The sequence below is a fragment of the Thermopolyspora sp. NPDC052614 genome (assembly GCF_040678635.1).
In the GTDB taxonomy this organism is placed as follows: Bacteria; Actinomycetota; Actinomycetes; order Streptosporangiales; family Streptosporangiaceae; genus Thermopolyspora.
The window spans coordinates 15,423-41,349 of sequence record NZ_JBFATZ010000021.1; the positions used below are offsets into that span (position 1 = coordinate 15,423).

The window sequence follows — 25,927 nt, forward strand, 5'->3', positions numbered from 1 at the left end:
CACATACGTCGCGGACGATCCTGGGGCGCTCGTCTTCACCGGGGTCAAGGGCGGGCCCTCCGGCGCAGCGGCTTCAACACCCGGACCCGATGGATGGACATCGTCAAGGACATGGGCCTTCCCGGCCTGCACTTCCACGATCTTCGCCACACGGGGAACATGCTCGCCGCCGAGTCGGGCGCGGGCCTCAAGGACCTGATGGCCCGGATGGGTCACGACAACGTACGGGCCGCGATGATCTACCAGCACGCCGTACGGGGCGCAGACACGACGATCACGGACGCCATCGATCGGCAGATCAACGATCGAGACGACGACGAGGACGGCGCGGCCGGGACGCTGACGCCGGTGAGCTGATCCGGACCTAATGGCACGCTAATGGCACGCGGAGATCAACAAGCCCCAGAAAAGATCAAGGCCCTAGTCGGAGAATCGCCCCTGACCTGGGCCTTCGGTCGTGGAGCGGGTGACGGGAATCGAACCCGCGCTGTCAGCTTGGGAAGCTGATGTTCTGCCATTGAACTACACCCGCGTGGCCGGCTCTTGAGCCGACCGGCGGACACCACTGTAGCGGAAAGTTGGGGGTGCTGTCGGGAGGGGTGCGGCAGTTCTTTCCGCTCAGCGGGATGAGGGGGCGGCGGGGCGGGCTGGTGGGGTGTCCGGAGGGACGGCGTGTCGCGGGGTGGGGCACGGGAGGCTCTGTGGGGGTTCGGGGGAGGGGCGTGGCGTGGGTGGAGGTGGCCGTGGCGGATCGGGGGCGGGTCGGGGGCGGGTCGGGGGTGGGGAGAGGGCAGGTGGGGGAGGTGGAGGGGATTGGGGGTGGGGCGGGGTGGGGGTGTGGTTGATAGGTTGCGGGCGTGTTGCTTTCCGACCGAGATATTCGGGCCGAGATTGAGTCGGGGCGAGTGAAGCTCGATCCCTATGACGTGGAGATGGTGCAGCCGTCGAGTATCGACGTGCGGCTGGACCGGTACTTTCGGGTGTTCGAGAACCATCGGTATCCGCACATCGATCCGGCGGTGGAGCAGCCTGATCTGACGCGGCTGGTGGAGCCGGAGGGGGAGGAGCCGTTCATACTGCATCCGGGGGAGTTCGTGCTCGCCTCGACGTACGAGGTGATCAGTTTGCCGGATGACATCGCCTCGCGGCTGGAGGGGAAGTCGAGTCTGGGGCGGCTTGGGCTGTTGACGCATTCGACGGCCGGGTTCATCGATCCGGGGTTCGAGGGGCATGTGACGTTGGAGTTGTCCAACGTGGCGACGCTGCCGATCAAGTTGTGGCCGGGGATGAAGATCGGGCAGTTGTGTATGTTCCGGCTTAGTTCGCCTGCCGAGTTCCCGTACGGCTCGGCGCGGTGTGGATCGCGGTATCAGGGGCAGCGGGGTCCTACGCCGAGCCGGTCCTACCTCAACTTCCATCGGACCCGTATCTAGACGCCATCCGAGTATTCCGACCTCCCCAACGAGCGATGGCCGGTGTCGTCAAGGGCCGGTGTTAGGGCACACTGGCCGGGCAACGACAAGGAGAACGGGAGGTTACGGGCCGGAGAACGGATGGCGGCGTTCGTGTCCCTGCTGGTAACCCGTACTCTTCTTGGCGGACCGTCCCCGCACATCTGGAGATCGACGTGCGCCTCCGTCTCACACCCCGTGAGGACAGTTACTACGAGCTGTTCGCGGCCTCCGCGAACAACCTGGTCACGGCGTCTCGGCTGCTGGTTGAGATCATCAGCGTCGGCACGGACCGGGATGCTTTGATCACGAAGATGGCCGCGTGCGAGCACGCGGGTGACGAGCACACTCACGCGATCATGAGGCGGCTCAACGAGAGCTTCATTACGCCGTTCGACCGCGAGGACATCTACCGGCTGGCGTCCAACCTCGACGACATCATGGACTACATGGACGCCGCGGCGGACCTGATCGGCCTCTACCAGATCGAGCACCTTCCCAAGGAGGTCGTACGGCAGGTCGAGGTGCTGGAGCGGGCCTCCGAGCTGACCGCCGAGGCGATGCCCCGGCTGCGCTCGATGAAGAACCTGAACGAGTACTGGATCGAGATCAACCGGCTGGAGAACCAGGCGGACCAGATCTACCGGCGGCTCCTGGCCAAGCTTTTCGGCGGTGAGTTCGACGCGCTGACCGTGCTGAAGATGAAGGAGGTCATCGACCAGCTGGAGATGGCCGCCGACGCCTTCGAGCACGTGGCGAACACGATCGAGTCGATCTCGCTCAAGGAAGGCTAAGTGGAGCTCGCACTCGTCATCGGCGTCATCGTCGTCGCCTTGGTCTTCGACTACACCAACGGTTTCCACGACGCCGCGAACGCGATCGCGACCTCGGTCTCCACGCGAGCGCTCACCCCCCGCGCCGCCCTGCTGATGGCGGCGGCGATGAACTTCCTGGGCGCCCACCTCGGCACCCAGGTGGCGCAGACCGTGGGCAGCGGCATCATCGACGCGCCCAACGGCAGCCACGGGCTGGTGGTCGTGGGCGCCGGGCTGGTCGGGGCGATCAGCTGGAATTTGATCACCTGGTACTTCGGCCTGCCATCGTCGAGCAGCCACGCCCTGATCGGCGGCCTGGTCGGCTCGGCGCTGGCGTCGGCGTCGGCGGTGCACTGGGACGGCGTGGTGGAGAAGGTCGTCATCCCCATGGTCGTCTCGCCGCTGGCCGGCTTCCTGCTCGCCGGCGGAGTCATGATCGGCATTCTCTGGATCTTCCGGCGGGCCAACCCGGGCAGGGCGGCCCGCGGGTTCCGGTACGCGCAGACCTTCTCGGCCGCCGCGATGGCGCTCGGCCACGGGTTGCAGGACGCGCAGAAGACGATGGGCGTGATCTTCCTGGCGCTGGTGGTCGGCGGCTACGCCAACCAGGGCGACTCCATCCCGCAGTGGGTGATCATCGCCGCGGCGGGCGCGATCTCCCTCGGCACGTACGCGGGCGGCTGGCGCATCATGCGCACGCTCGGCCGCCGCATCATCGCCCTAGCGCCCCCGCAGGGGTTCGCCGCCGAGACGGCGTCCGCCGCCATCCTGTACGTCGCCGCGATGGGCTTCGGCGCGCCGATCTCGACCACCCACACCATCACCAGCGCCATCATGGGTGTGGGCGCCACCAAGCGGCTGTCCGCGGTGCGCTGGGGCGTGGCGGGCAACATCGTCACCGCGTGGGTGCTCACCATTCCGGCCGCCGCGTTGGTGGCGGCCGTGACGTACCTCGCCTTCCACTGGCTCCTGGAGTAGTGCCCAGTGGAGTAGTGCCCAGTGGAGTAGTGCTCAGCGCCGGTACATCACGTCGGTGTCCCAGCGGGTGAAGCCGAGCGACTCGTACAACCGGATCGCCGGGGTGTTGGCCTCGTCCACGTACAGCATGGCCTGGGCGAGGCCGCGGGCGCGCAGGTGCCGCAGGCCCGCGAGGGTGAGCGCCCGGCCGAGGCCGGTGCCCTGCTGCGACGGATCCACCCCCACCACGTAGACCTCGCCGAGCGGCTCGTGCGCGTGCTCGCCGTCGCCGTGGATCTTGGTCCAGTGGAAGCCGACGAGCCGCCCGTCCCGCCGGGCCGTGATGAAGCCGGCCGGGTCGAACCAGGGCTCCTGCTCGCGGCGCTTGAGGTCCTCGATCGTCCACGCGCCCTGCTCGGGGTGCGTGGCGAACGCGCGGGCGTTGACGCCGATCCACTCCTGTTCGTCCTCGCCGGGGCGGAAGGTGTCGAGCCGTACGCCCTCGGGTACGACCGGGTCCGGGAACGCGGCGAACAGGCTGCGCCGCATCTGCCACAGGCTGCGCACCCGCTCGAAGCCTGCCGACGCCGCCAGCCGCTCGGCCCCGGGGTGGCCGCCGTGCGCCCACAGGCGCAGCCGCCCGCCGGTCTCGGCGAGCACCGCCTCCAGCAGGCGCCGCCCGAGGCCGCGGCGGCGGAAGTCCGGGTGGATCACCAGTTCGCCGCTGGGGCCCTCCACCGCGTCGGTGGGGTCCACGTGCGCGTATCCGGCGAGCCGGTCGCCCGCGTACAGCAGCACGGCGCGCGCCTGCTCGTCGCCGCCGTACCGGAGGTGAAGCATGACGTGTTCGTTGAGCGGCCGTACGCCGTCGGCCTCGGTCGCCGCCTCGACGACCGCCAGCACGGCGGCCACCTCGTCTTCGCCGAGCCGTCCCCGGATCTCCACGCGCGTCTCCATATGCGCACCCTAGGCGGGCATTACCGGCCGCATGTCAACGGGCTGCCCAAATGCCTGTCCACTGGCAAAAAACGCCAGATCATCTGCCGGGCAATCGTAACCTTTGTGACATTCTGCGCTTGGGTAACACATCTAGTGTCTGGGTTCATGATGACCCCCCGAACCATCATGCGCATCGCCCTCGCGGCGACCATCGCGGCGTCGGGCTTAGCCCTGGCGGTGGGCCCCGCCACGGCGTTCCCGAAGCCGCCCAAGCCACCCGCCTCCAAGACCGTCCCGGTACGGCTGGTCGCCATCAACGACTTCCACGGCAACCTTGAGCCGCCCGCCGGCTCGAGCGGCCGGATCGTGGACGAGAACGGCGCCACCGTCGATGCGGGCGGCGCCGCCTTTATGGCCACCCACCTGAAGTCCCTGGTCAACAAGAACAGCCTGGTGGTGGCCGCCGGCGACCTGATCGGCGCGACGCCGCTGCTCTCGGCCGCGTACCACGACGAGCCCACCATCGAGGTGCTCGGCGCGATGGGGCTCGACGTCTCGTCCGTGGGCAACCACGAGTTCGACGAGGGCATCAAGGAGCTCCAGCGCATCCAGAAGGGCGGCTGCCACCCGGTGGACGGCTGCTCCCCGGCCGGTCGCTACAAGGGCGCGGCCTTCACCTACCTGGCCGCGAACGTGCTACGGGACGGCATCATCGACCGCTGGGTGCTGCCGCCCGTCACGGTCAAGACGATCAACGGCGTGCGGGTCGGCTTCATCGGGCTCGTCACCCAGACCACTCCGTCGATCGTCACCGCCTCCGGCATCGCCGGGCTGAACTTCACCGACGAGGTCGAGGCGGGCAACCGCGCGGCGAAGCTGCTCAAGGCCGCCGGGGTGCAGGCCATCGTGGCGCTCGTGCACGAGGGCGACCAGATCACCCCCAACGCCAGCCCGGACGCCTGCCCGATCCTGCCGTCGGCCGGCTCCCGCATCGCCACCGGGCTCAGCCCCGATGTGGACATCGTCGTCATGGGGCACTCCCACCAGGCGTACATCTGCCGCACCACGGACCCGGCGGGCAAGGAGCGCGTCTTCACCCAGGGCTCGTCGTTCGGCCGGGTGCTCACCACGCTCGACTTCCAGGTCGACAAGAAGACCAAGGACGTCGTGCGCTCGTCGGTCGTGGCCGACAACCACGTGGTGACCCGCACCGTCACGCCCGACCCGAAGATCGCCGCGCTGGTGCAGACCTGGAAGGACCGCTCGGCCGCGGTGTCGAACCGGGCGATCGGCACCATCACCGCCGACCTCACCCGGGAGGCGCCGTCGCTCACCGGCGAGACCCCGCTCGGCGACCTGATCGCCGACGCTCAGCTCGAGGCGACCAAGGACGGCGGCGGCGCCGTCATCGCGCTGATGAACCCCGGCGGCGTACGCGCCGACTTCACCTTCGCGCAGAGCGGCTCGGAGGGCGACGGGGTGGTGACGTACGGCGAGGCGTTCACCGTGCAGCCGTTCAACAACCTCATGCAGGTGGTCACGCTCACCGGCGCCCAGCTCGACGCGCTGCTTGAGCAGCAGTGGCAGAACAACGGCGCGCTGGTGCGCATCCTGCAGCCGTCGTCGTCGCTGACGTACACGATGAACCTGTCGCAGCCCATCGGGAACCGGGTCTCCGACATCAAGATCAACGGGCAGCCGATCAGCGACACGGCCTCGTACCGGGTCGCGGCGAACAACTTCCTGATCGGCGGCGGAGACGGCTTCACCGTCTTCACCCAGGGCACCGACCTGTGGAGCGGCCCGCTCGACATCGACGCGCTGGTGAACTACTTCGCCGCGCACTCACCGCTGTCCCCGCCCGCGACCAACAGGATCACGCTGGCGGGCTGAGACGAGCCGCGCCCGTCCGCCTCAGTGGCGGACGGGCGCGGGCTCGGAGCTCTCGGCGTGTTCGCCGCCGCGGTCCGGCACGAACCGGTAGCCGACGTTGCGCACGGTGCCGATGAGCGACTCGTACTCGGCGCCGAGCTTGGCCCGCAGCCGCCGCACATGCACGTCCACCGTGCGGGTGCCGCCGAAGTAGTCGTAGCCCCAGACCTCCTGCAGCAGCTGGGCGCGGGTGAAAACCCGGCCCGGGTGCTGCGCGAGGTACTTCAGCAGCTCGAACTCCTTGAACGTCAGGTCCAGCGCCCGGCCGCGCAGTCGCGCGGTGTAGGTCGCCTCGTCGATGGCGAGGTCGCCGCTGCGGATCTCGTCCGGGACCTCCTCGGCGGCGGCCAGCGACAGCTTGCCGATCGCCATGCGCAGCCGGGCCTCGACCTCGGCCGGGCCCGCCGTGTCGAGCAGGACGTCGTCGGCGCCCCACTCGGCGGTCATCGCCGCCAGGCCGCCCTCGGTCACGATGACCAGCAGCGGGCAGTCGAGGCCGGTGGTGCGCAGCAGCCGGCACAGGCCCTTGGCCTGGACGAGCTCACGCCGGGCGTCGACGAGCACGGCGTCGGCGGGCGGGGCGTCGATCAGGGCCGAGCCCTCCGCGGGGGCGACGCGGACCGAGTGGAGCAGCAGCCCCAGCGCCGGAAGCACCTCCGAGGACGGTTCGAGCGCGTTGGTGAGAAGGAGCAGGTTGCTCACGAAACCTCCTTCGTCGTCGGCTCGCCCGAGGACGATCCGCCTGGCCGTGTCGGTCCGGCGTTCAGCCGTAGAAACACGTAAGGACCCGGGGGCAACGTCGCCCAGGTCCCGTCAGTAGGTGAGGATAGCCGACGAGAAGTTTGTGGCCATAGCGCGTCCGCGCTGTGAACGCTGACGTACGCGGAAAACCATCGTATCCGCGCGTTCACAGAGGGTACGCAAATGTTATGACCGGATATCGACGCGATAAGCCGATTTATTGGGCGGTGTAGGCAAAATGGCGACTGGTACGGTCCGCTACTGGGCTGCGGCCAAGGCGGCGGCGGGAGTCGCCGAGGAGCCCTTCGAGGCCGAAACCCTTGGCGAACTAGTGAAGAAAATCACAAGAAACCCTGACCTGGAGCGGGTGCTCGCCCGGTGCTCGTTTCTGGTCGACGGGGCCCCCGCGGGGCGGCGCGACCCCGACACGGTGCGGCTTTCCGACGGCGCGACGGTCGAGGTGCTGCCGCCCTTCGCGGGAGGCTGACCGCGCGGTTACGGCCGTGATTCCCGCGGGTTTCGGCCGCGTACGCCGGGGGAGCGGGGCCCGGCCCGGCTAGGCTGGACCAAGTGGATCTCCCCCGGCGGCCCCCGAAGGAGACGGAATGCGCAAACTGCTGGTGTTCCTGATCCTGCTCGCCATCGTGCTCGCGATCCTCGATCGCGTCGCGGTGGCCGGCGTGCAACGGGAGATCGCCCGGCAGATCGAGGCGCGCTACGACCTCAACGCCACGCCGACCGTCGAGGTGCAGGGCATCCCCTTCCTCACCCAGGCGATCTTCGGCCGGTACGACGAGATCACCATCTCGATGGGCGCGTTCAGCCGCGACAACGTCCGCCTCTCCCGCATCGAGGCCCGCCTGCTGGGGGTCAACGCCCAGCTCAACGACCTGCTGGCGAGCCAGGCGAAGATCACCGTGGACGAGGTGATCGGCACCGTGGTGATCTCCAAGCAGACCGTGGACGCCCGCGCGCCCAAGGGCATCAAGGTCGAGGGCGGCGGCGACGACTCGCTGCGCGTCTCCGGCACGATCAACGTGCGGAACGTGCGGGTCCCGGTGACCGCGACGATGCGGCTGGAGGTCGTCCGCGGCGGCATCCGGCTGCGGCCGACCGACGTCAAGGTGGCCGGCGGCATCCCCGTGCCGGACGCCGCGAGCATGATCTCCTGGACCGTGCCCGTCAAGGATCTCCCGCTCAACCTGAAGATCACAAAGGTACGGTCCACCGCCGAGGGCCTCGCCGTCGAGGCGACCGCGAAGGATGTCCCGCTGAAGGGTTGAACCGGCCGGCCGCGCCGTACGTCATTTGAGTGTGAGCCACGCCGGAACCGCCGATGAGCAGCTCATCCGAGCCCTCTTCGACGATCACGCGGGGCCATTATACGGCTACGTATTGCGACTGACCGGTGACCCGGGACGGGCGGAGGATGTCGTGCAGGAGACGTTGTTGCGCGCGTGGCGCAACCCGGACGTGCTGGCCACCCGGCCGGCGCGCGCCTGGTTGTTCACGGTCGCGCGCAACCTCGTCGTCGACCAGCACCGCGCCCGCAGGTCACGGCCGCAGGAGACCGGCGACGAGGCGCTCGCCGTGTTGTCCGGCGAGGACGAACTGGAACGCGCCGTCGAGTCCTGGGCGATCGCCGAGGCGCTGGCCGCGCTGCGACCCGAGCACCGCGAGGTGCTTTTGGAGACCTACTACCGGGGACGATCCGTGAAGGAGGCGTCGGAGATCCTGGGGATCCCTCCCGGGACGGTCAAATCACGCACCTATTACGCGCTTCGTGCGCTCAAGCTGGCGCTTGAGGAACGGGGGCTGGCGCCATGAGCGTGGACTGCGACGACGTCAGGATGGCGCTCGGCGCCTACGTGCTCGGCTCGCTCGATTCGCGCGAGGCGGCCGACGTCTACGAGCACCTGGCCTGGTGCCCGTTCTGCCGGGTGGAGGCCGACGAGTTCCTCGGCCTGCCCGACCTGCTCGGACGGGTCACCGAGGCCGACATCGAGCAGGCCGCCCGCCCTCCCCGGGCGGTGCTGGACCGCATGCTGAAGGTGACCACCCGCCGCCGTAGGATCACCCAGGCCGTGCTGACCATCGCCGCCTCGGTCGTCATCGGGGTCGTCGGCGGGTCGTTCTGGATCTACACCAGTCAGCAGGCGGCGGACACCACCGCGGTGGCCGCGCGGCCCGCCCCGGCCGCCGAGTCGGCGCCGGAGGCCGCCGCCGACAGCGCCGCGGCGCGGGGGGCGAAGGAGCCGACCACGACGATCACCGTGCCGCCCAGCGAGAAGACGGCGCGCGAGCTCACCGCGAGCGACGGGGACGTGCGCGCGGTGCTGCGGCTGCGCTCGGGCGAGGGCGGGACCGAGGTCGGGGTGTCGCTGGGCGGGGTGGCCCGCGGCACCAAGTGCAACGTGATCGTGGTCGCCAAGGACGGCACCCGCGAGCAGGCGGCGAGCTGGACGATCCGCGCCAGCAACGGCGAGGTGGCCAGCTTCTCCGGCTCGACGGCCATCGCGTTGGACAACATCCGGCGCATCGACCTGGTCACCCCCAAGGGCGACCTGCTCCTGCGGGTCACCGCCTAGATTCACCGGTACGGCACGGATTCACCGGTACGGCACGGCCGTTCCCTAGTGATTTGGCGGGAATTATCCCGTATCAAACGCTGTTGCCGATGGCGATGGACGGTTTAGTGATCATGGGTGCGACCCTGGCGATCGGCACCGTGATCGGGCTGCTGCTGCGCCGCGGCGCCGCGCTCAGACGCGCCAGAACGAAACCGGAGGAGGGCGGCGCCGTGCAGGTGACCGGGGCGGACCTGGGCGAGGGGCTCGGCGAGCGGGCCACGCTGGTGCAGTTCTCCACCGCCTTCTGTCAGCCGTGCCGGGCGACCCGCCGGGTGCTCGCGGACGTCGCGGCCATGGTGCCGGGGGTGGCCCACATCGAGATCGACGCCGAGTCCCGGCTGGACCTGGTGCGCCGGTTCGGCGTCATGCGCACGCCCACCGTGCTCGTGCTGGACGCGGCGGGCCGGGTGACGAGGCGGGCGTCCGGGCAGCCGCGCAAGGTCGACGTCATCGCGGCGCTGGGCGAGGCGATCGGGGACCGGCCCGCCTGAGCCGGCCGCCCCCGCGAACCAGGCGAACAAACCAGGCGAAAGGGGCCGGGCAGGCGAAAAGCGGGGGAAAAAGAGGGGCCGGTGACCGCACGCTCGCGGGCGCCTGCTTGACTGGACAGGCGGGTTCGGCGCGCCGAGCCGACGGGCAGGGATGGCGACATTTCGTCGCCTTTACCGATCCGTCTCATTACGCGGACAGGGATGTGACAGATGGCGGGACAGCGAGGTACTGTCGTGGACGTGACTCCCACGACAGAGCTGCTTACCAAGCGACGCGCGGTCGACTTCTGCCGCGTCGCCACCGCGCTCTGTCACGCCGCCTGAGGGCGATCGAACGCGGGCCGACGCCCGTAACCGATCACGGCCGTCTTCGGTACGGACCCCATGATGCGGAGTCTCCGAGATGTCACCTCAATCACCTCAGGTTGATCCTCGCGGCCCGCGCTTCGGTGCGGCTGTCACCACCGTCGTTCTCGCGCTCGTCCTCGTGACGGGCTGGGCGTGGCTGCTCGCCGCGCAGGCCGTCGTCTTCGCGCTCGGCGCGGTCGATCGGTCGCCGTACGGGCTGGTGTTCAAGGCGCTGGTCCGGCCGAGGCTGGGGCCGCCCGCCGAGCTTGAGGACGCCGCGCCGCCCCGCTTCGCGCAGAGCGTCGGCCTGGTGTGCGCCGTGGCCGGTCTGATCGGGTTCGCCGTGGGGCTCACCCCGCTGGCGCTGGGGGCCACCGCGCTCGCCCTGCTCGCCGCGTTCCTCAACGCCGCCTTCGGTTTCTGCCTGGGCTGCGAAATGTACCTGATCCTCAAACGACTAATGCCCGCCGCAACCCGATAACGGGAGGAACTCATGAGCCGCTCCGCCGTACTGGTGGATGCCGACTGGGTCGAGGCCAACCTCGACACCCCGGGTGTCGTCATCGTCGAGGTCGACGAGGACACCAGCGCCTACGACAAGGCGCACATCCGTGGCGCCGTGAAGATCGACTGGCGGAAGGACCTGCAGGACCCGGTCCGCCGCGACTTCGTCGACAAGGCGGGCTTCGAGGCCCTGCTGTCCGAGCGGGGGATCGCCAACGACGACACCGTCGTGCTCTACGGCGGCAACAACAACTGGTTCGCCGCCTACGCCTACTGGTACTTCAAGCTTTACGGCCACGAGAACGTGAAGCTGCTCGACGGCGGCCGCAAGAAGTGGGAGCTGGACTCCCGCGAGCTGGTCGAGGAGGTGCCCTCGCGTCCGCGCACCACGTACGTGGCCAAGGACCAGGACACCGCCATCCGCGCCTTCCGCGACGACGTGGTCGCCGCGATCGGCAAGCTCAACCTCGTCGACGTCCGCTCGCCCGACGAGTTCACCGGCAAGCTGCTCGCGCCCGCCCACCTGCCGCAGGAGCAGGCGCAGCGGGCCGGCCACGTGCCCACCGCGCGCAACATCCCGTGGTCGAAGGCGGCCAACGACGACGGCACCTTCAAGTCCGACGAGGAGCTGCGCGCCCTCTACGGGGAGGCGGGCGTCGACTTCAACAAGGACACCATCGCCTACTGCCGCATCGGGGAGCGCTCCGCGCACACCTGGTTCGTGCTGCACGAGCTCCTCGGGCAGCCGAACGTGAAGAACTACGACGGTTCGTGGACCGAGTACGGCTCGCTGGTGGGCGTGCCGATCGAGTTGGGAGAGGCCCGATGACCACACAGGCTCAGGGGTGCGGTGCGCCCGAGCAGACGATCGCCCTACCGGCGGGCATCGACCTGACGAACCAGTCGGTGATCCAGGGCGTCGTGACGGGCGCCGGCACGGCCTACGCCCGCCTGCTCGACGACTCCGGTGAGTTCACCGGCGAGGTCGTCGTGTCCGAGGAGGGCGTGTTCCGCTTCTTCGCCGCCCCGGGTTCCTGGACGGTCCGCATCATCGCCGGCGGCGGCGTGACCAAGGACGTCCGGGTCGAGGCGAAGCTCGGCGAGGTCGCCCAGCTCCAGGTCGCCGTCTGACGACGCCGTCCGCCTCAGTCGCAACCGGCATCGAGACCGGCACTGGGACCGGCATCCCGCGCCCGCGGGGTGCCGGTTTCGTCATTTCCGCCCGCCGTCGCCCTGCCGTGACGCCGGCTTCGCCCCGGGCAGCAGCGCGTGAATCGCGCGGGAGGCGCGCTCGGTGTCCGGTTCCTCGCCCGTGATCAGGCTCGTGTAGACGTACGACTCCATCACGCGTACGACCAGATAGGGCAGGTCCTCCGGGGGCACGCTGCCGCACAGGCGGCCGTCGCGCCGATCCTCCTCGATGACGTCGGCGATCAGCTTGATGAGCCGCCGCTGGAAGTCGGCGGCCTTCGTGGTGAGCAGCTTCAGCGCCAGCTCGCCCTCGCGCTCCAAAAAGCTCCGCATCCCCGGACTCGTCATCGCCGCCTGCGTGGCGCCGGTCACGATGTCGGCGGCCGACGCCCGCACGCCGTCGGCCGAGGGCGCGCGCAGGCGCTGGATCGTCTTGCTCATCTGGTTCCACAGCACCTCGACGAGCAACTGCTCCCGCGAGCCCACCCATCGGTACAGCGTCGCCCGGTCCACCCCCAGCGTGCGGGCGATCGCCTGCATGTCCACGCGCCGCCCCGCCTGGAACACGCGGTGCGCCGCGCGCAGCGCGTCCAGCGGCCCGGGTCGTGCCGGAGCGGTGCCGGTCAGGCTGCGCCGCAGCGGTGTCCCGGTGGCATCGGAGGCCATGGCACTCCTCCCCGAATCGAGTGTTGACACCCATGCTGACACGAGGGACAGTATGCACCATTCCCGATGGATGTAGCATCGTCGCAACAGATAGGAAATGCGATGCACGCTCCGAGAGTGACGGTTCGCGGCGGAGAACTGGAAGGCCGGACGGTGGGCGGGGTGACCGCCTTCCTTGGAGTGCCCTACGCGGCGGCTCCGTTCGGCGCCAATCGCATGCGGCCTCCGCAGCCCGTGGAGCCGTGGACGGGCGTCCGCAAGGCGACCGAGTACGGCCCGACCACCCCCAAGGGCGACTACCCCCCGCAGTATCAGCCGCTGTTCCCCGAGGTCGTCATCCCCGGCGACGAGTGCCTGAACCTGAACATCTGGACCCCCGACCCGGGCGCGTCCGGCCTTCCGGTGCTCGTGTGGATCCACGGCGGGTCGTTCATGAACGGCTCCGGATCCGTCGGCGCGTACGACGGCAGCGCCTTCGCCCGTGACGGTGTCGTCTGCGTCACGATCAACTACCGCCTCTCGGCGGAGGGCTTCCTGTACGTCGGCGACGACGTGGCCAACCTCGGACTGCTCGACCAGATCGCGGCCCTGCGCTGGGTGCGGGAGAACATCGCGGCCTTCGGCGGCGACCCCGACCGCGTCACCGTCGCCGGCGAGTCGGCCGGCGCGATGAGCGTCACCACCCTGCTGTCCATGCCGCTCGCCGAGGGCCTGTTCTCCCAGGCGATCGCCCAGTCCGGCGCCGCCGCGCACACGCTCACCGCGGACGAGGGACGCACCGTCGCCAAGTACCTGGCCGAGGCCCTGGGCGTGCCGCCCACCCGGGAGGCGATCCGCGACGTCCCCCTCGACACGCTCGTCCAGGCCGCCTCCGACCTGGTCACCGAGGTGCAGACGGCCGCCGACCCGGCGAAGTGGGGACGCATCGCCGCGAGCCTGCTGCCCTTCGCGCCCGTGGTGGACGGCAGCGTGCTCCCGGCCCATCCGCTGGAGGCCATCGCCGCCGGTCAGGGCGGCGACGTCCGGCTTCTGATCGGCTCCAACCGGGATGAGGCGCGGCTGTTCCTGGTGGCTCCGAACGCGATCGACTTCATCGACGACGCCACCCTCGACGCGGGCGCCGGTGCCTACGGCCTGACGCTCGACGCCCTCGACGTCTACCGGGGTAATCGCCCCGGCGACAGCCCGGGCGACGTCCTCGCCGCCGTGGTGAGCGACTGGTTCTTCCGGATTCCGGGCCTGCGTATCGCCGAGGCCCGCGCCGCGGCCGGCACGGCCCCCACCTGGGTCTACCGCTTCGACCGCCCGAACATCCCGGACAACCACGGTTTCGGCTCGAGTCACGCGGCCGAGATCCCCTTCGTGTTCGACACGATCAACCGCGAGGAGCTCCGCCCGCTCATCGGCGACAACCCCTCCCAGGCCGTCGCCGACGCCGCGCACGCCGCCTGGGTCTCCTTCATCACCGACGGCGATCCCGGCTGGGCCCCGTACACGGTCCCCGGCCGCCCCACCGGCGTGATCACCGAGAAGGTCGAGGAGGTCGCCGACCCCTCCGGCGACGAGCGCGAGGTGTGGGACGGCATTCGATGACGACGCGCGCCGGCCTGGGACGCGGCTTCCCGGGCCGGCGCGGCTCCCGGAGAGACCGGTGCCCTTGCTGAAAAGGGCGCCGGTCTCCGTCATTTCCGGCTTGGCTCTTCGGCGCAGCAGATCCCTTACGCGATAGGAACACCAGATTCCTGCGGGATCGCCCTCGACACGTTCTTACGGACGCGTTAGCGTCCGCAGGCGACCGCTCTTTCTTGTCACGACGCCGTTACCGCCGGTGGTCGTGATCCCGTCGCGCCGCCGGTTGGAGGAACCGTCATGGTAAGTCACGGGAGCGCTTGGCAGGTCCCCGGCTACACCGAGATCCGCGAGCTGGGCAGCGGCGGCAGCGGCCGCGTCGTACTCGCCCGCCACGACGCCGACGACATCCCCGTCGCGGTCAAGTACCTGAACCCGCGGCTGCTCGCCGACCCGGACGTGGTGGCGAAGTTCCGCGACGAGGCGCGGCTGATCGCCTCGATCGACGACCCGCACACCGCCAGGCTCTACGAGTACGTCGAGAGCGAGGACGGCGCGGCGATCGTCATGGAGCTGGTCGACGGGCCCACGCTGCGCCGCCTGCTCACCCAGGAGGGGGCGACCGGGCCCGAGTCCGCCCTGCTGGTGCTGAGGGGCTCGCTGCTCGGCCTCGCCGCCGCGCACCGCCTCGGCGTCGTGCACCGCGACTTCAAGCCGGAGAACGTCATCCTCACCGAGGACGGCGACAGCAAGCTGGTCGACTTCGGCGTGGCCGTGCTGACGGGACGGCGCGGCGAAACGGCGGGCACGCCTCCGTACATGGCCCCGGAGCAGTGGGACGACGCTCCGGCGAGCCCCGCCACCGACGTGTACGCGGCCACGGTGACGTTCTTCGAGTGCCTCACCGGCGAGCGGCCGTTCCGGGGCGAGACCATGGCCGCGCTCGCCTACCAGCACCAGAACATGCCGCCGCCGGTCGATCGCGTGCCCGAGCCGCTGCGCGGGCTGATCGGGCGCGGCATGGCCAAGACCCCCGAGGGGCGGCCCGCCTCGGCCGAGGAGTTCCTGCTGGAACTGGAGGAGGCGGCGACGGCCGCCTACGGGGACGACTGGGAGGAGACGGGGCGTGCGGGGCTGCGGACGCTCGTGGGGGCGACGCACACCGGGGTGTTCGCCCTCGCCGCCCAGCCGTCGGACGCGGTGGGCACCGCGTTCGCCCAGACCAACCTCGCCCCGGCGGTGAAGTTCGCGGTCGCGGGCGCGCTCGTCGTGGCCACCGGCGCGGCGATCATCGGGGCGCTCACGATCCTCGGCGACGCGCCGGACCCGAGGAGCGGGGCCGCGCCGACGACGTCCCGGCCGATCGCGCCCGCGGTCACGCCCGGTCCGGCCACGCCGACGCCCCGCGACACGGGCGCGCCGACCGTCACGCCGAGCGCGGAGCCCACGCTCTCGCCCGGGGAGAGCGGGCCGCCCGAGGCCACCGCGGCGCCGAGCCCGGCACCGTCGCGGGCCCGCGCCATCGGCCTTCCCCGCCCCCCGCGACCCATCACGTCGCGGCCCGCCCCGCGACCCACGGCGCGGCCCACCACAGGACCGACATCCGTGCCGCCCGAGCAGCCCGCCGAGGAGCCCACCGAGCAGCCGCCCGCCACGGTCGCGCCCGCCCCGCCGCAGCCCTCAACCGGATCCGGTGAGGAGTCCGGATCCGGCGGAGCGCCCGATCCCGGCGGAGCCCCCGATCCTGGCGAAGGGCCCGATCCCGGCGGAGACCCCGGCCCCGGCGAGGACCCCGGCCCCGGCGGAGGCGAGCCGGACCCGTCGCCGGAGCAGCCGCAGCCCGATCCCGGCAACCCGCCGGTGGCGCAGCCGCCCGACTCCTCCGCCCGGCGGCGGGCCCTGCTCGACCTCGACGTGTCGCTCGCGGTCGACACGCCCATCCTCCGTTCGCGGCCGGACGCCGAGGCCGACGTCGGCGTCTCGGTGGGCGGCGAGGAAGGGCTGCTCGGCCTCGACGTCGGCCTCGGGCTCGGGATGGTCATCCCCTTCCTGCCGCCGGCGCGGCGGAGGTGGCGGGGGCGGCGGGAGCCGTACGAGGCGGGCTGAGTCAGAAGGCGCCCAGGTCGGGGACGTGCCAGACGCGACCGCCGTACTCGACGCGGAGAGCCGCGTCGGCGCGTCGTGGCCGCAGACCGGGGACGTTCGAGCCGTCCATGTGCGCGAAGTGGGGGACGCCGGCCGCGTAGACGTAGCCGCGCCGGATCTCGTCCGGTTCGAGGGCGACATCCTCCCATTTGCCGCACCGGGGGCAGTCCCAGCGCACGACGCGCACGTCCCGCCAGTGGAACCGGCAGTGGTCGAGGAACTCGGGGACGCCGAACTCGGCGTCACACCACGAGCAGGGCACGCGCACCGCCGGAAACGCGCGTTCCCGCGCCCGGGCGCCCCCGTGGCCCACGCCGATCACGATCGCCTCTGTCGCTCAGACGGCCGCATGGTCGTTCAGGGTAGCCGCGAACGCCCGGCCGCCGGCGAGGAACAGTGGTTTGTCATTGAGAGCGGTATTGGCGACCGCCTGCGGCCGAATGACCGCCCCCGGTACGATGTGCCGGATGTCCGATTCGGTGCGACCGCCGTCGGTCTGGTCACTGCCCTGGCGCACGGTTCGCCTCGCGGGGCGGTGCGTCCTGCCGCTGCTCGTCTGGTTCTCGTTCGGCGAGCTGGTGCGGTTCGGGCTGCTGGTGGGCGGCACCGAACTGTCCCACGGATCCTTCCCCCAGCTCCGGTACGCCCTGACGGTGCCGGTCTTCATCGTCATGGTGCTGATCAGCCTGATCGTCGTCATCGGCATGCTCTACTCGCTGCGCGGCGAGCTCACCGAGATGCGCGCACGCCGGGCCGAGGGCGGCGACGAGGACTTCCTCGGCGGCCTCAGCCGCGCGATCATCCCGTACGTCGCGCTCTACCTGGCCTGGGGCTGGCACATCGACGACGTCCGCGAGTTCGCCGAGATCGACATCGAGCGACAGAGCGGTGATCTCGGATACCTGGGCGCGTGGGCGGACTTCGCCACCGGGAAGTCCCAGGGCACCGCGACGGGATTGATCGGCCTGACGTTCACCAACGCTCTGATCATCATGGCCGCGGCGTTCGTGCTGCGGTTCGTCTTCCTCACGTGGCACGACCGGCGGGGAAGCAAGGTGGCGGCGCTGGCCACGGCCTTCTGCGAGCTGACCTTCTTCTACTACGGCGTCCAGGTGGTCGTCGGGCGGCAGGCCTGGCTGGACGAGCGGGTGATCATCACCTGGTGGAACGACGCGAAACAGACCGCCGCGGCGAACGTGCCCGGATGGCAGGCGGTCACGGACTTCCTCGGCGAGGTCTGGCCCTTCGTCTGGGACGCCCTCGTCCTGCCCGGGGCATGGCTCACGGTCGCGATCCTGGTGTACGGGGCGTACAGCGAGGACATGAGGACGGCGATCACGGGGACGCGGCTGGAGACCGGGGTGACCAGGGCGGAGGAGGCGCTCGCGCGGCGGACGCACGCGCTCACCCGGCAGGGGCTGAGCCGCTTCTTCGGCCGTTGGGCGCATTGGATGGCGCTGGCCAACACGGTACGGCTGACCGTGCGCGGCGGCGCGCCGCTGTTCGGCCTGTTCCTGGTGTGCTTCGCGGCGATCCAGATCGCCGAAGGGTACCTCTGGCGGGGGATGGTCTATCTGATCGGCGGTGATCATCCACTGTTGTACTGGAACGTGCTGTTCGTCCCGATGGAATTCGTCCGGGACTTCATCATCACCGTGCTGACCGTCTGCCTGTTCGCGGCCACGTTCGACCTGGCCGCCACCCGGGGGCGGGCGCTCGCGCCGGGCCGCGCCGGGCGAGGCGCGGCCTCGGACACGGACGCGCCGGCCTCCGGCTCCCCGGCCGCCGCGACGGCTCGGCCGCAGTCCGCGGAGTCCGCCGCCTCCGCGGCGCGGCGGTGACTCTCGTCCACCGTGCCGAGGTTCAGACGCCGGCCCGCCGCCTCCGCGGCGCGGCGGTGACCCCGGCCGCGCCCGCCGCTCAGCGGTCGAAGCGCAGCCCCGGTCCCGTGCCGGACTTCCCCGTCGGCCACAGCACCGGCTCCACCCGCTCGGCCAGGGCCTTGGGAACGACGGCGACCAGCGTGAACTCGCCCGGCTCGCCCTGGCGCAGCTCCTCGGGCGCCTTCAGGACCTCGACGCGCCAGGTGTGGCCGTCGCCATCGTCCAGGTCGATGTTGGACTGGCCGTACTGGAGGCGGGCGTCGTACTGGAGGGCGTCCTTGTTGAGGGGCGTCATCTCCAGCGTCATCTGCAGCCACAGGCGCTCCGGGCGGTTGTTCTCCGGAGGGTTGGGCATCGGCCCGATGGCGACCAGCCGCCAGCGGGCGTTCTCCAGCGTGGCGGTCTGGCCGACCGGGACGGTACGCACGGCCGGGGGAGGCTCACGGCCCTCGTAGCGGTCGAGCGCGTCGTAGCTCTTGAGGCCCAGGAGTGCGCCGGTCAGGGTCACACCGGCGAGGAGCTGCAGGGCGACGCGCCGGGACCGGGGCATCGGACGGCGGCGGCGTCGCCGTCTCGGCGCGCGTTCCCGGGACTCGGCGACCGGCTCCCCGCCTGCGGTCTCCCGGCCGGTCGTCTCCTCCCTGGGGTCCCCGGCGGCGCGCGACGACCACTCGGGCACGGGGGCGGCGGGGACCGGCGGCGTCGCAGCGGGGCCGTACGCGGACGGCGTGGCGACCGGCGGCGTGGCGACCGGCGGCGTGGCGGGGGGCGACGCGGTGGGAGGCGGCGTGGGGGGAGGCGACGGGGCCGACGGCGGGTGCTGGGCGGGCTGGAACCACGACGGCGCGTCGCCCTGCGCAACCGGCGTCTCCGGGGCGGGCGCGGGCGGGTTCGTACGGCGGCGGCGGGAGGCGCTCATGTCCGCGGCACCTGGTACACATCCCGCGCGGTCCGGGCCTTGGCGGCGTCCAGGCCCAGGTCGATCGACGCCTCGGGAAGGTACTGGTCGCCGAACAAGAGGGGGGTCTCCTCCGCGACCACCAGGCGCGCCCCGGGCAGCGCCGACGGCGGAACCTCGAAGACGTACAGGCCCGAAGACCACCACCTCGGCTGCACCCACTTGTCGCCCAGCGACGCCCCGGCGTCGAGCCGCTCGGTCGTATGGAACTTCAGCCCGTCGGCCGTGACCAGGCGGGCCGTCTTGAGCCGCAGGGCTCGCGTCGACGCCATCGCGGCCAGTTTCACGACCACGAAGACCTGGCCGGACATGGCCTGGACGCGGGGTCGGTCCTTCTGCTGAAGGGCGCCCGCGATCTCGACGCCCTCGACCCGGGCGTCGAAGAACGCGGTGCGCACCGTGTCCCCGTGACCGCCGCTGGAGGTGATGGGGGCGTCCAGATCGTCGGCGTCCAGGATCAGGGGCTGCAGGGACACGGCCGCCGCGATCAGGGCCAGCCCCAGCACCGTGTTGACCACGCGACGGAGCACCCGCCGCCACAAGGGTTCGGGCCGGGGGGCCCGGCCGGTCCGCGACTCCGCCGCGGGCGGGGACTCCGACGTTCCCGGCGGCTCCTGCGCGGGAGGCGTGAACCAGTCGGGCCGGGCGAACTGCCCCGTCTCACCAGGCCACACGCCCGAGGAGGCGCCCGAGGACGTGCCCGAGGACGATGGCATGGCCGGGACGGGCCGCTCCTGGACCGTCCCGGCAACGGGCAGCGCCACTCGCCTCATCTCCCCGGTGGAGGGAGGCGGCGCCGCTCGCCTCGGCAGGGCCTGTCGGCCGAGCGCGGCGGCGTCCTCTGCTTTTTCCGGTCGTTCCTCCCCCTGCCGCCGCCCGCCCTGACGCGGCGTCCAGAGATCGGGCTCCGCCGAGTCGCGAGGCGCCTCCGGGCCGCCGGTCGATGCGAACCCTCTCGGCGGCTGCAGGGGCCGCGGCGGCTGCGGGGGGAGGGACGGCGCGCCCGATCGCGAGGCGCGCAGGGACGCGCCTCGACGGCGCTTGGGCAGCTCGCCGTTCGGCGGCGGGTTCGCCGGGGGAGTGGTCATCCGCCGGCCTCGACGCGGACCGGCAACGTCACCGTCGCGGCGACCTTCTTGACGGAGCGCGCGTTCGACTCACCCTCCACCGGCAGGGTTGACTCCTGCACGACGCTCCATTCGGGGGTGTCGGTGAAGAAGCTGTTTCGCAACTCGAACGTGCCCGCGTCGATCCGCACCTCGTGCGGGGGCGTGCCGTCGGCCGGCAGCTCGATGGCCACGACGACGGGCGTGGGCACCCGCGGGTGAAGCTGGTCGAAGACCCGCCCGTCGATCGGGATGCCGATCCGCGGGCCGTTCGCGCCGGTCTGTCCCGACGTCATGATCGTTTTACCGTCGGTCCGTACGGCGAGCATGGTCGAGTCGATCATCGAGAACGCCGAGACGGTCTCGTCGGAGAGGTTGGTCACCCGCAGGTGGATCTGCAGGTAACGCTTGTCGGAGACGCCGATGCCCTGGCCGCCGGGCCGTACCACGGCGTCCTGGAACTCGGTGCTGATGCGCTCCTGATCGAGGACGCCGCCCTTCCCGAGGGACTCCGGGGCGGGCTTGGGGGCCTCGTCGAAGCCGCCGAGGGCGGCGGACACGGCCAACCCCGTCGCGGCAAGCAGCGCCGTGACCGGTAGCAGTACCGGTCTGCGTCGCCGAGAACCGCCACGGTGTGACGTCATGCCGACGATGGTAGTAGCGCGGCAAAGGCATGATTGTGCTGTTCGTACTAATTTGCGCGATGAATGTTGACATGCCTTGTGAGACCTTCGGCCGGGTTCGCGAAGGTCGGGTGTGTTCGTGATGTCGATGCGGCGCGGGAGACTACCTCGCTAGCATGTTCGCGATGTCTGGGTCGTCGGGATTGGCGGTGTCGCCACGGGAAGGCTCCGCCGCGGCGCGGACCCGGCCCAGGGCATGGATGCTCTCCCCGTACGCGCTGCCCGTGCGCGCGGTGCGGCTGTGGGTGCGGTGCCTGCTGCCCCTGTCGATCTGGTTCAGCGTGGGGCAACTGCTCCGGTTCGGGTTGACCGTGGCCGGCTCGGAGCTGTCCCACGGGTCCGGACGCGAGTGGCGGCTCGCCGGGGTCATGTTCCTCCTCGCCGTCATGGTGATGCTGACCATGATCGTGACGATCGGCATGCTGCACTCGCTGCGCGGCGCGCTCGTGGAGACGCGGGCGCGGCGGGAGGAGGGCAGCGAGGAGGACGAACCCTTCTTCGGCGGCGTCGAGCGGGCGATCGTCGCGTTCGCGACCGTCTATCTGGCCTGGGAATGGTACGTCGACGACGCCCGTCAGTTCGCCGACGCCGACATGGAACGGTACGCCGAGCAGTACGACCAGTACCAGGCCGCCCTGCTCAACCGGATACTCGCCGACGCCGAGGGCAAACCCCCGCCGCCCGCGCCGACGCCGCCGGAGGCGGGCACGAACCTGATCATGGACGTCCGCACGGCGCTGATCTTCATGGCCGTGACGTTCGTCCTCCGGTACGTGGTGGCGCTGCTCTACGCCCGCAAAGGAGGCAGGGCACTCGCGCTGACGCTCGCCTTCTGCGAACTCGCCTTCACCTTCTACGGCCTGGCCGTGGTCCTCCAGACATCGTCGATGAGCTCCGGCTGGCTCGGCGAGCGGGCGTTCACCCACTGGTGGAACGACACCTGGGCCAACCTGGAGGCCGCGATACCCGGCTGGGAGACGTTCTGGAGCACGCTGGACGAGATCCGCCCGCACGTGGGGGCCGTCGTCGTCCAGACGCTGATCTGGCTCGCCCTCACCGTCCTGGTCTTCGGCGCCTACTCCGAGGACGCCCGCGACCTGATCCGGGGCACCAGGCTGGAGCGCGCCGGAACCCTCGTCGAGCAGCGCACCCACGCCCTCACCCGCCGCAGCCTCGGCCACCTCACCGTACGGCTCGGCTGGGACAAGTGGCCGCCGGTGCTCAACGCGCTGCGCTTCATCGTCCGCGGCGGCCCGTCGCTGTTCGCCATGACGTGCCTGGGCTACGTCGCGATCGCGATCGCCGCCGGGTACGCCGAACGCGGCGCCTACTACCTCATCGGCACCGCCCATCGGCAGCTCGACTGGGAGGTCTACCAGATCCCGGTGCGCTTCGCGGTGGACCTGCTGTCCATGACGCTGCTGCTGTGCCTGATGGCCGCCGCCTTCGACCTGTCGGCGACGCGTCAGCGACTGAACAGCAGCGCCTCCGAGGCGTCCGCCGACGAGTAGACCAACGCCACCCGGGCCGTGTCGGCGAGCTCCTCCGGCACGACGCCGTAGGCGGTGATCGTCTCGGCCTTGCCGACCCGCATGTCGCTCCGGATCGGCGTCCCCCCGCCCGTCAGCGCCATCCACTTACGCCCGGCCCGGTCGCGGAACTCGATCGTCGGCACCAGGAAATTCTCGATCTCCTTCTCGTCCACCGGCGTCACCGTCATGGTGACCTGCAGCATGACCCGCCCCGGCTTGTCCTGGGCACTGCGTGGAGCCCGCTCGACCCGCACCGCCCACCGCATGCCCGCCCGGGTCGCCGACTGCCCGGCCATCACCTCCCGTACGTCCTCCGCCGGATACCGAGCCGCCACCCACTGCGAGCGATCCCACGCCTGAATCCCCACGGCCGCCGCCCCGAGCACGACCGCCGCGACGCCCATCGCCGCCAGCTTGGCGGGCCCGGAGAGCCCGGTACGCCGCCTCCGCCTGACCGCCGCCCGCCCCCCGGACCCCGTGTCCTGCTCGGCCCCGTGCCCGAGATCCTGCCCGGGGTCCTGCCTGGGATCCGAGGCTTCGAACGCAGCCACCTCGGGCTCCCCGCCGACCACGGGGGCGGCGGTCGCGCCCCTCGCCCGATCGGCGATCCCCGTACCGACCCTCGCGCCCGAGCCCGCGACCAACCCGTCGATCATCGCCGGCCCGGCCTCGGCACCGAAACCTCCCGCATCGTCCGACGCGGGCCTGGAGGTCCACATATGGGCCGATGGCATACCAGGGGCGGGCGCGGCGGTCAACGAGATGCCCGTGGGCGTCGTATCGGGCGGCACGCTCCCGAGCGGCGGCACGGGGGACGCCGACGTGGTGGAGGCGGAGGCGTTCGGCGCCGTCGTCCTCGCGGGGAGGGAACCGGAGGAGGGAGCCTCGGACCTGAAGCCCTCGGAGAAGGACGCGTCGGAAGGCGGCGCTTGCGTGGCCATCGCCCCCGCCGACGACGCCGCCCCGCGTGGGGCGAAGGCGTCCACGCCCGGGGACGCCCCGGAAGGACGATCACCGGCAGGGGGAACCGGCGCGATCGGCGGGGAACCGCCCCCGGAGGTCGGCCAGGCCGATTCCCCTCCGGACTGGACGCTGAAGGCCCCATGCGGCCCTGCCGGGCCGGGTTGTGCGGCGGTGCCCGAAGTGGGCTCTGCCGAGCGGGGCGGTACGGCGGAGCCCGGAGCGGGTCCTGCCGGGCCGGGTGGTGCGGCGGAACCTGAAGTGGGCTCTGCCGAGCGGGGTGGCGCGGAGCCCGAAGCGGGTCCTGCCGGGCCGGGTGGTGCCGCGGTGCCCGGAGCGGGTCCTGGTGCGGCGAAACCTGAAGCGGGTCCTGCCGGGCCGGGTGGTGCGGCGGAACCTGAAGTGGGCTCTGCCGAGTGGGATGGTGCGGCGGTGCCCGGAGCGGGTCCTGCCGGGCCGGGTGGATCGTCATCGTCCTCGTCGATGACCGGGAAGGGCTCGGTGGAGGAGCCCGGTTCCTCCGGCTCCTTGGAAGGGGGCGGCCAGACCCTGACGTCAGGGCGGGGGGCACGGCCGCGCGGGCGGTCCGGCGGCGGCGTGAACCAACCGGAGTCCGCCGCGTCGTCCGCTTCGGGACGGGAGGGGCCGTCACCGGGGTGAGAGCCGCGCGGTGTCGGGCGGCGGCGCTCGCGGCCGGAGGAAGTCTGGTTCACCGATTACTCCGGGGCCTTCAGTTCGTAGACGTTCTTGGCGCCGGCGACCGCCGACTTGACCTCAGCCTCCTCCAGGCCGAGATCGAGCGCGACCTCCGGAAGCAACTGGTCGTACCGCTGCGGATAAATTGTGTCGTAGATGCCGTTCGTCGACTGCGCCGACAGGGTGGCCCTCGCCCCGGCGAGCGCCTTGACGGGCACCTCGAAGACGAACACCCCCTTGGCCCACCAGCCGGGCTGCACATAGACCCCGGCCATCGTGAACCGCTTGTCCACCCGGTCGGTCTGGGCGTAGAACACCTCCTCGGGCGTCTCAAGCCCGGCGACGGTGAGCTGGATCGGCTCCTTGGGCGCGGTGGCGCTGACCGAGGCGATCACGAAGATGTGCTCGGTCCCCAGCCTGGTGGATCTGGTCACCTCCTCCTGGCCGGTCGCCGCGTTCACGCGGGTGGTGCGCATCTCGATCGAGCGGGCGAACTCGACCCGGTCGAGGCGTGCGCTGAACCTCCCGGTCGCGGCCACCTCCCCGAGCCGCGCGTGTGACGTGAGATGCGCGTCCAGCTCGTCCTGGTTGAGCACTTCGGTGTCCAGGTACGTGGCGAGGGCGAGGATGGCCAGCGCCATGATCGCATTGCCGATCGCGCGCAACATCCTCCGGCCGGAGCCACCGGTCCGCGACGCATCGCCCGCCCCTGTCGCGTCGGGGCCGGGCGCGGGCTCCGGCGAATGCCGATCGAGCACCTCCGGACCGGCCGCGGGAGCGCCGGGACCGTCCGGCCGCCAGGCGCCGGAGGCACCGTGGGCGGCGGGCTCCTGCGCCCCGGGCGGGACCGTCGGCGAGTGGGTCATCCCTCACCCCGCTTCACGGACAAGGTGACCCTGGCCTTCACGACTTTCCCTCCGTCGTCGTCGGTGACCAGCTCCGGTCGCGTACGCCCGGTGAACCAGTCCTCGTGCAGCTCGTACTCGCCGAGATCGACGGTGAGCCGCTCGGGCGGGGTGAGCCCGTCCCGCACCGGGAAGCGCAGCACGACCGTGGAGGTGAGCTGCGGCGGCAGCAGCCTGCTGTCGACCCCGTCCGCCGGGATGAAGAGGTCATGCCCCCAGGCGGGCTCGCTCGGCGTGGGCGCGGGCGCGGGCGTCGCGGACGCGCCGCCGCCCGACGCGGAGGGCGCGGGCGCCACCAGCGGCGGCCCCTCGGGCGGGGCGATCCTCAGCAGGGACTCCTCCAGGTACGACGCCGGCACCGAGGCGGTGGCGTTGTTGAAGACCTTGAACGTCAGATCCAGAACGGTCTCGGCCGCCGCAGTGCCTCCAAAGCCCCCAGTACCCCCGGAACCCCCGCCCCCAGAACCCCCCGTACCCCCAGAGCCTCCGGCGCCCACCGCGCCGTCGTCCTCGCCCGGGATCGTCCGCACCACCGCGTCCACGATCGTCGTCCGGAACAGGTCCTGGTCGATCTCCTCACCTGCTTTCACGGCGGGCGGCGGATCCTCCGGCACCGCCGCGAACCCGCCGAGCGCCGCGACCACGACCAACCCCGTGGCCATGACCAGGGCGGACACCGGTACAAGTACCGCGCGTCGCCGTCGTGACTCGCGACGGGGGGACATCATGGAAAACGATGTTAATAGCAGCGGACTTGACTCATCCGCCGCATTAGTACCAAGTTGACATGCATCACCGCATGGGCTTGACGCCCGCCGGTGCTGT

General features: G+C 71.2%; 28 protein-coding genes and 1 tRNA gene. 18 read left to right on the forward strand and 11 right to left on the reverse strand.

The genetic code is table 11. The features are described 5' to 3' along the window. The first annotated feature begins 3 nt into the window (after positions 1–3). Positions 4–357, forward strand: a complete 354-nt coding sequence (locus AB0K60_RS31340) for a tyrosine-type recombinase/integrase (RefSeq protein WP_364063579.1) — start codon at positions 4–6, stop codon at positions 355–357. A 101-nt stretch (positions 358–458) separates the two neighbouring features. Here the strand turns inward: AB0K60_RS31340 and AB0K60_RS31345 are convergent. Next, a tRNA-Gly gene (locus AB0K60_RS31345) sits at positions 459–532 on the reverse strand. A 325-nt stretch (positions 533–857) separates the two neighbouring features. Here AB0K60_RS31345 and dcd point away from each other — a divergent pair. The 3 genes from dcd (at position 858) to AB0K60_RS31360 (ending at position 3,244) form a co-directional block, all read left to right on the forward strand. Further along, positions 858–1,433: a dCTP deaminase gene (gene dcd / locus AB0K60_RS31350; protein WP_364063309.1), complete on the forward strand. Its 576-nt coding sequence runs from the start codon at positions 858–860 to the stop codon at positions 1,431–1,433. A gap of 194 nt (positions 1,434–1,627) precedes the next feature. Further along, complete coding sequence (locus AB0K60_RS31355; RefSeq protein ID WP_364063312.1) at positions 1,628–2,245, forward strand: DUF47 family protein; 618 nt, start codon at positions 1,628–1,630, stop codon at positions 2,243–2,245. After that, positions 2,246–3,244 carry an inorganic phosphate transporter gene (locus tag AB0K60_RS31360; RefSeq protein WP_364063315.1) on the forward strand — a complete coding sequence of 333 codons (999 nt, stop codon included), beginning with the start codon at positions 2,246–2,248 and terminating at the stop codon, positions 3,242–3,244. 33 nt (positions 3,245–3,277) lie between these two features. Here AB0K60_RS31360 and mshD read toward each other — a convergent pair whose 3' ends face one another. Next, on the reverse strand, positions 3,278–4,180 hold the full coding sequence (gene mshD, locus AB0K60_RS31365; protein WP_364063318.1) for a mycothiol synthase: 903 nt from the start codon (positions 4,178–4,180) through the stop codon (positions 3,278–3,280). Positions 4,181–4,327: 147 nt separating this feature from the next. Here mshD and AB0K60_RS31370 point away from each other — a divergent pair, with 147 nt between their 5' ends. Beyond that, on the forward strand, positions 4,328–6,055 hold the full coding sequence (locus AB0K60_RS31370; protein WP_364063321.1) for a bifunctional metallophosphatase/5'-nucleotidase: 1,728 nt from the start codon (positions 4,328–4,330) through the stop codon (positions 6,053–6,055). A gap of 21 nt (positions 6,056–6,076) precedes the next feature. Here the strand turns inward: AB0K60_RS31370 and AB0K60_RS31375 are convergent, their stop codons facing one another. After that, positions 6,077–6,796, reverse strand: coding sequence for a response regulator transcription factor (locus tag AB0K60_RS31375; RefSeq protein ID WP_364063324.1), 720 nt, complete (start codon positions 6,794–6,796; stop codon positions 6,077–6,079). 277 nt (positions 6,797–7,073) lie between these two features. On the opposite strand from AB0K60_RS31375, the gene AB0K60_RS31380 reads away from it, so the two are divergent. From AB0K60_RS31380 to AB0K60_RS31420, 9 genes are all read left to right on the forward strand, one after another. Then, positions 7,074–7,322, forward strand: coding sequence for a MoaD/ThiS family protein (locus tag AB0K60_RS31380; RefSeq protein ID WP_364063327.1), 249 nt, complete (start codon positions 7,074–7,076; stop codon positions 7,320–7,322). A 118-nt stretch (positions 7,323–7,440) separates the two neighbouring features. Then, entirely contained in the window at positions 7,441–8,118 is a 678-nt protein-coding gene (locus tag AB0K60_RS31385) for a DUF2993 domain-containing protein (protein ID WP_364063330.1), read from the forward strand. 31 nt (positions 8,119–8,149) lie between these two features. Next, on the forward strand, positions 8,150–8,662 hold the full coding sequence (locus AB0K60_RS31390; protein ID WP_364063333.1) for a sigma-70 family RNA polymerase sigma factor: 513 nt from the start codon (positions 8,150–8,152) through the stop codon (positions 8,660–8,662). Further along, positions 8,659–9,423 (forward strand): zf-HC2 domain-containing protein, encoded by a 765-nt coding sequence (locus tag AB0K60_RS31395; RefSeq protein ID WP_364063336.1) that lies wholly within the window; start codon positions 8,659–8,661, stop codon positions 9,421–9,423. The genes AB0K60_RS31390 and AB0K60_RS31395 overlap by 4 nt, the downstream gene beginning before the upstream one ends. 113 nt (positions 9,424–9,536) lie before the next feature. After that, positions 9,537–9,956: a thioredoxin family protein gene (locus AB0K60_RS31400; RefSeq protein ID WP_364063339.1), complete on the forward strand. Its 420-nt coding sequence runs from the start codon at positions 9,537–9,539 to the stop codon at positions 9,954–9,956. A gap of 210 nt (positions 9,957–10,166) precedes the next feature. Next, positions 10,167–10,280, forward strand: a complete 114-nt coding sequence (locus AB0K60_RS31405; RefSeq protein ID WP_364063342.1) for a putative leader peptide — start codon at positions 10,167–10,169, stop codon at positions 10,278–10,280. Positions 10,281–10,359: 79 nt separating this feature from the next. After that, on the forward strand, positions 10,360–10,785 hold the full coding sequence (locus tag AB0K60_RS31410) for a DUF4395 domain-containing protein (RefSeq protein ID WP_364063345.1): 426 nt from the start codon (positions 10,360–10,362) through the stop codon (positions 10,783–10,785). A gap of 12 nt (positions 10,786–10,797) precedes the next feature. Further along, entirely contained in the window at positions 10,798–11,637 is an 840-nt protein-coding gene (locus tag AB0K60_RS31415) for a sulfurtransferase (RefSeq protein ID WP_364063348.1), read from the forward strand. Beyond that, positions 11,634–11,939, forward strand: coding sequence for a DUF1416 domain-containing protein (locus AB0K60_RS31420; protein WP_364063351.1), 306 nt, complete (start codon positions 11,634–11,636; stop codon positions 11,937–11,939). Before AB0K60_RS31415 ends, AB0K60_RS31420 begins: the two co-directional genes overlap by 4 nt. Before the next feature lie 81 nt (positions 11,940–12,020). Here AB0K60_RS31420 and AB0K60_RS31425 read toward each other — a convergent pair whose 3' ends face one another. Beyond that, the gene (locus tag AB0K60_RS31425) at positions 12,021–12,665 is read right to left on the reverse strand and encodes a QsdR family transcriptional regulator (protein ID WP_364063354.1); all 645 of its coding nucleotides are present in this window, start codon (positions 12,663–12,665) and stop codon (positions 12,021–12,023) included. A gap of 102 nt (positions 12,666–12,767) precedes the next feature. Between AB0K60_RS31425 and AB0K60_RS31430 the strand changes: the two genes are divergently transcribed. Beyond that, complete coding sequence (locus AB0K60_RS31430) at positions 12,768–14,258, forward strand: carboxylesterase family protein (protein ID WP_364063357.1); 1,491 nt, start codon at positions 12,768–12,770, stop codon at positions 14,256–14,258. Positions 14,259–14,534: 276 nt separating this feature from the next. After that, a complete protein-coding gene (locus AB0K60_RS31435; RefSeq protein ID WP_364063360.1) occupies positions 14,535–16,340 on the forward strand; it encodes a protein kinase in 1,806 nt (601 codons plus the stop codon). 1 nt (position 16,341) lies between these two features. On the opposite strand, the gene AB0K60_RS31440 is transcribed toward AB0K60_RS31435, so the two are convergent. Continuing rightward, entirely contained in the window at positions 16,342–16,692 is a 351-nt protein-coding gene (locus AB0K60_RS31440) for a hypothetical protein (protein WP_364063363.1), read from the reverse strand. Between the two features lie 154 nt (positions 16,693–16,846). On the opposite strand from AB0K60_RS31440, the gene AB0K60_RS31445 reads away from it, so the two are divergent. Further along, positions 16,847–18,220 (forward strand): hypothetical protein, encoded by a 1,374-nt coding sequence (locus tag AB0K60_RS31445; protein WP_364063366.1) that lies wholly within the window; start codon positions 16,847–16,849, stop codon positions 18,218–18,220. Between the two features lie 79 nt (positions 18,221–18,299). On the opposite strand, the gene AB0K60_RS31450 is transcribed toward AB0K60_RS31445, so the two are convergent. The 3 genes from AB0K60_RS31450 to AB0K60_RS31460 form a co-directional block, all read right to left on the reverse strand. Beyond that, on the reverse strand, positions 18,300–19,181 hold the full coding sequence (locus AB0K60_RS31450) for a hypothetical protein (protein WP_364063369.1): 882 nt from the start codon (positions 19,179–19,181) through the stop codon (positions 18,300–18,302). Beyond that, entirely contained in the window at positions 19,178–19,984 is an 807-nt protein-coding gene (locus tag AB0K60_RS31455) for a hypothetical protein (protein ID WP_364063372.1), read from the reverse strand. Before AB0K60_RS31455 ends, AB0K60_RS31450 begins: the two co-directional genes overlap by 4 nt. 320 nt (positions 19,985–20,304) lie before the next feature. Further along, positions 20,305–20,970, reverse strand: coding sequence for a hypothetical protein (locus tag AB0K60_RS31460; protein ID WP_364063375.1), 666 nt, complete (start codon positions 20,968–20,970; stop codon positions 20,305–20,307). 164 nt (positions 20,971–21,134) lie between these two features. Here AB0K60_RS31460 and AB0K60_RS31465 point away from each other — a divergent pair, with 164 nt between their 5' ends. Further along, positions 21,135–22,520: a hypothetical protein gene (locus AB0K60_RS31465; RefSeq protein ID WP_364063378.1), complete on the forward strand. Its 1,386-nt coding sequence runs from the start codon at positions 21,135–21,137 to the stop codon at positions 22,518–22,520. Here the strand turns inward: AB0K60_RS31465 and AB0K60_RS31470 are convergent. The 3 genes from AB0K60_RS31470 to AB0K60_RS31480 all read right to left on the reverse strand — a co-directional run bounded on the left by AB0K60_RS31470 (position 22,475) and on the right by AB0K60_RS31480 (position 25,779). Further along, complete coding sequence (locus AB0K60_RS31470) at positions 22,475–23,092, reverse strand: hypothetical protein (protein ID WP_364063381.1); 618 nt, start codon at positions 23,090–23,092, stop codon at positions 22,475–22,477. The two genes, AB0K60_RS31465 and AB0K60_RS31470, sit on opposite strands and share 46 nt — an antisense overlap. 1,125 nt (positions 23,093–24,217) lie before the next feature. Beyond that, positions 24,218–25,063, reverse strand: coding sequence for a hypothetical protein (locus AB0K60_RS31475; protein ID WP_364063384.1), 846 nt, complete (start codon positions 25,061–25,063; stop codon positions 24,218–24,220). Continuing rightward, positions 25,060–25,779 (reverse strand): hypothetical protein, encoded by a 720-nt coding sequence (locus tag AB0K60_RS31480; protein WP_364063386.1) that lies wholly within the window; start codon positions 25,777–25,779, stop codon positions 25,060–25,062. The genes AB0K60_RS31475 and AB0K60_RS31480 overlap by 4 nt, the downstream gene beginning before the upstream one ends. Positions 25,780–25,927 lie beyond the last annotated feature (148 nt).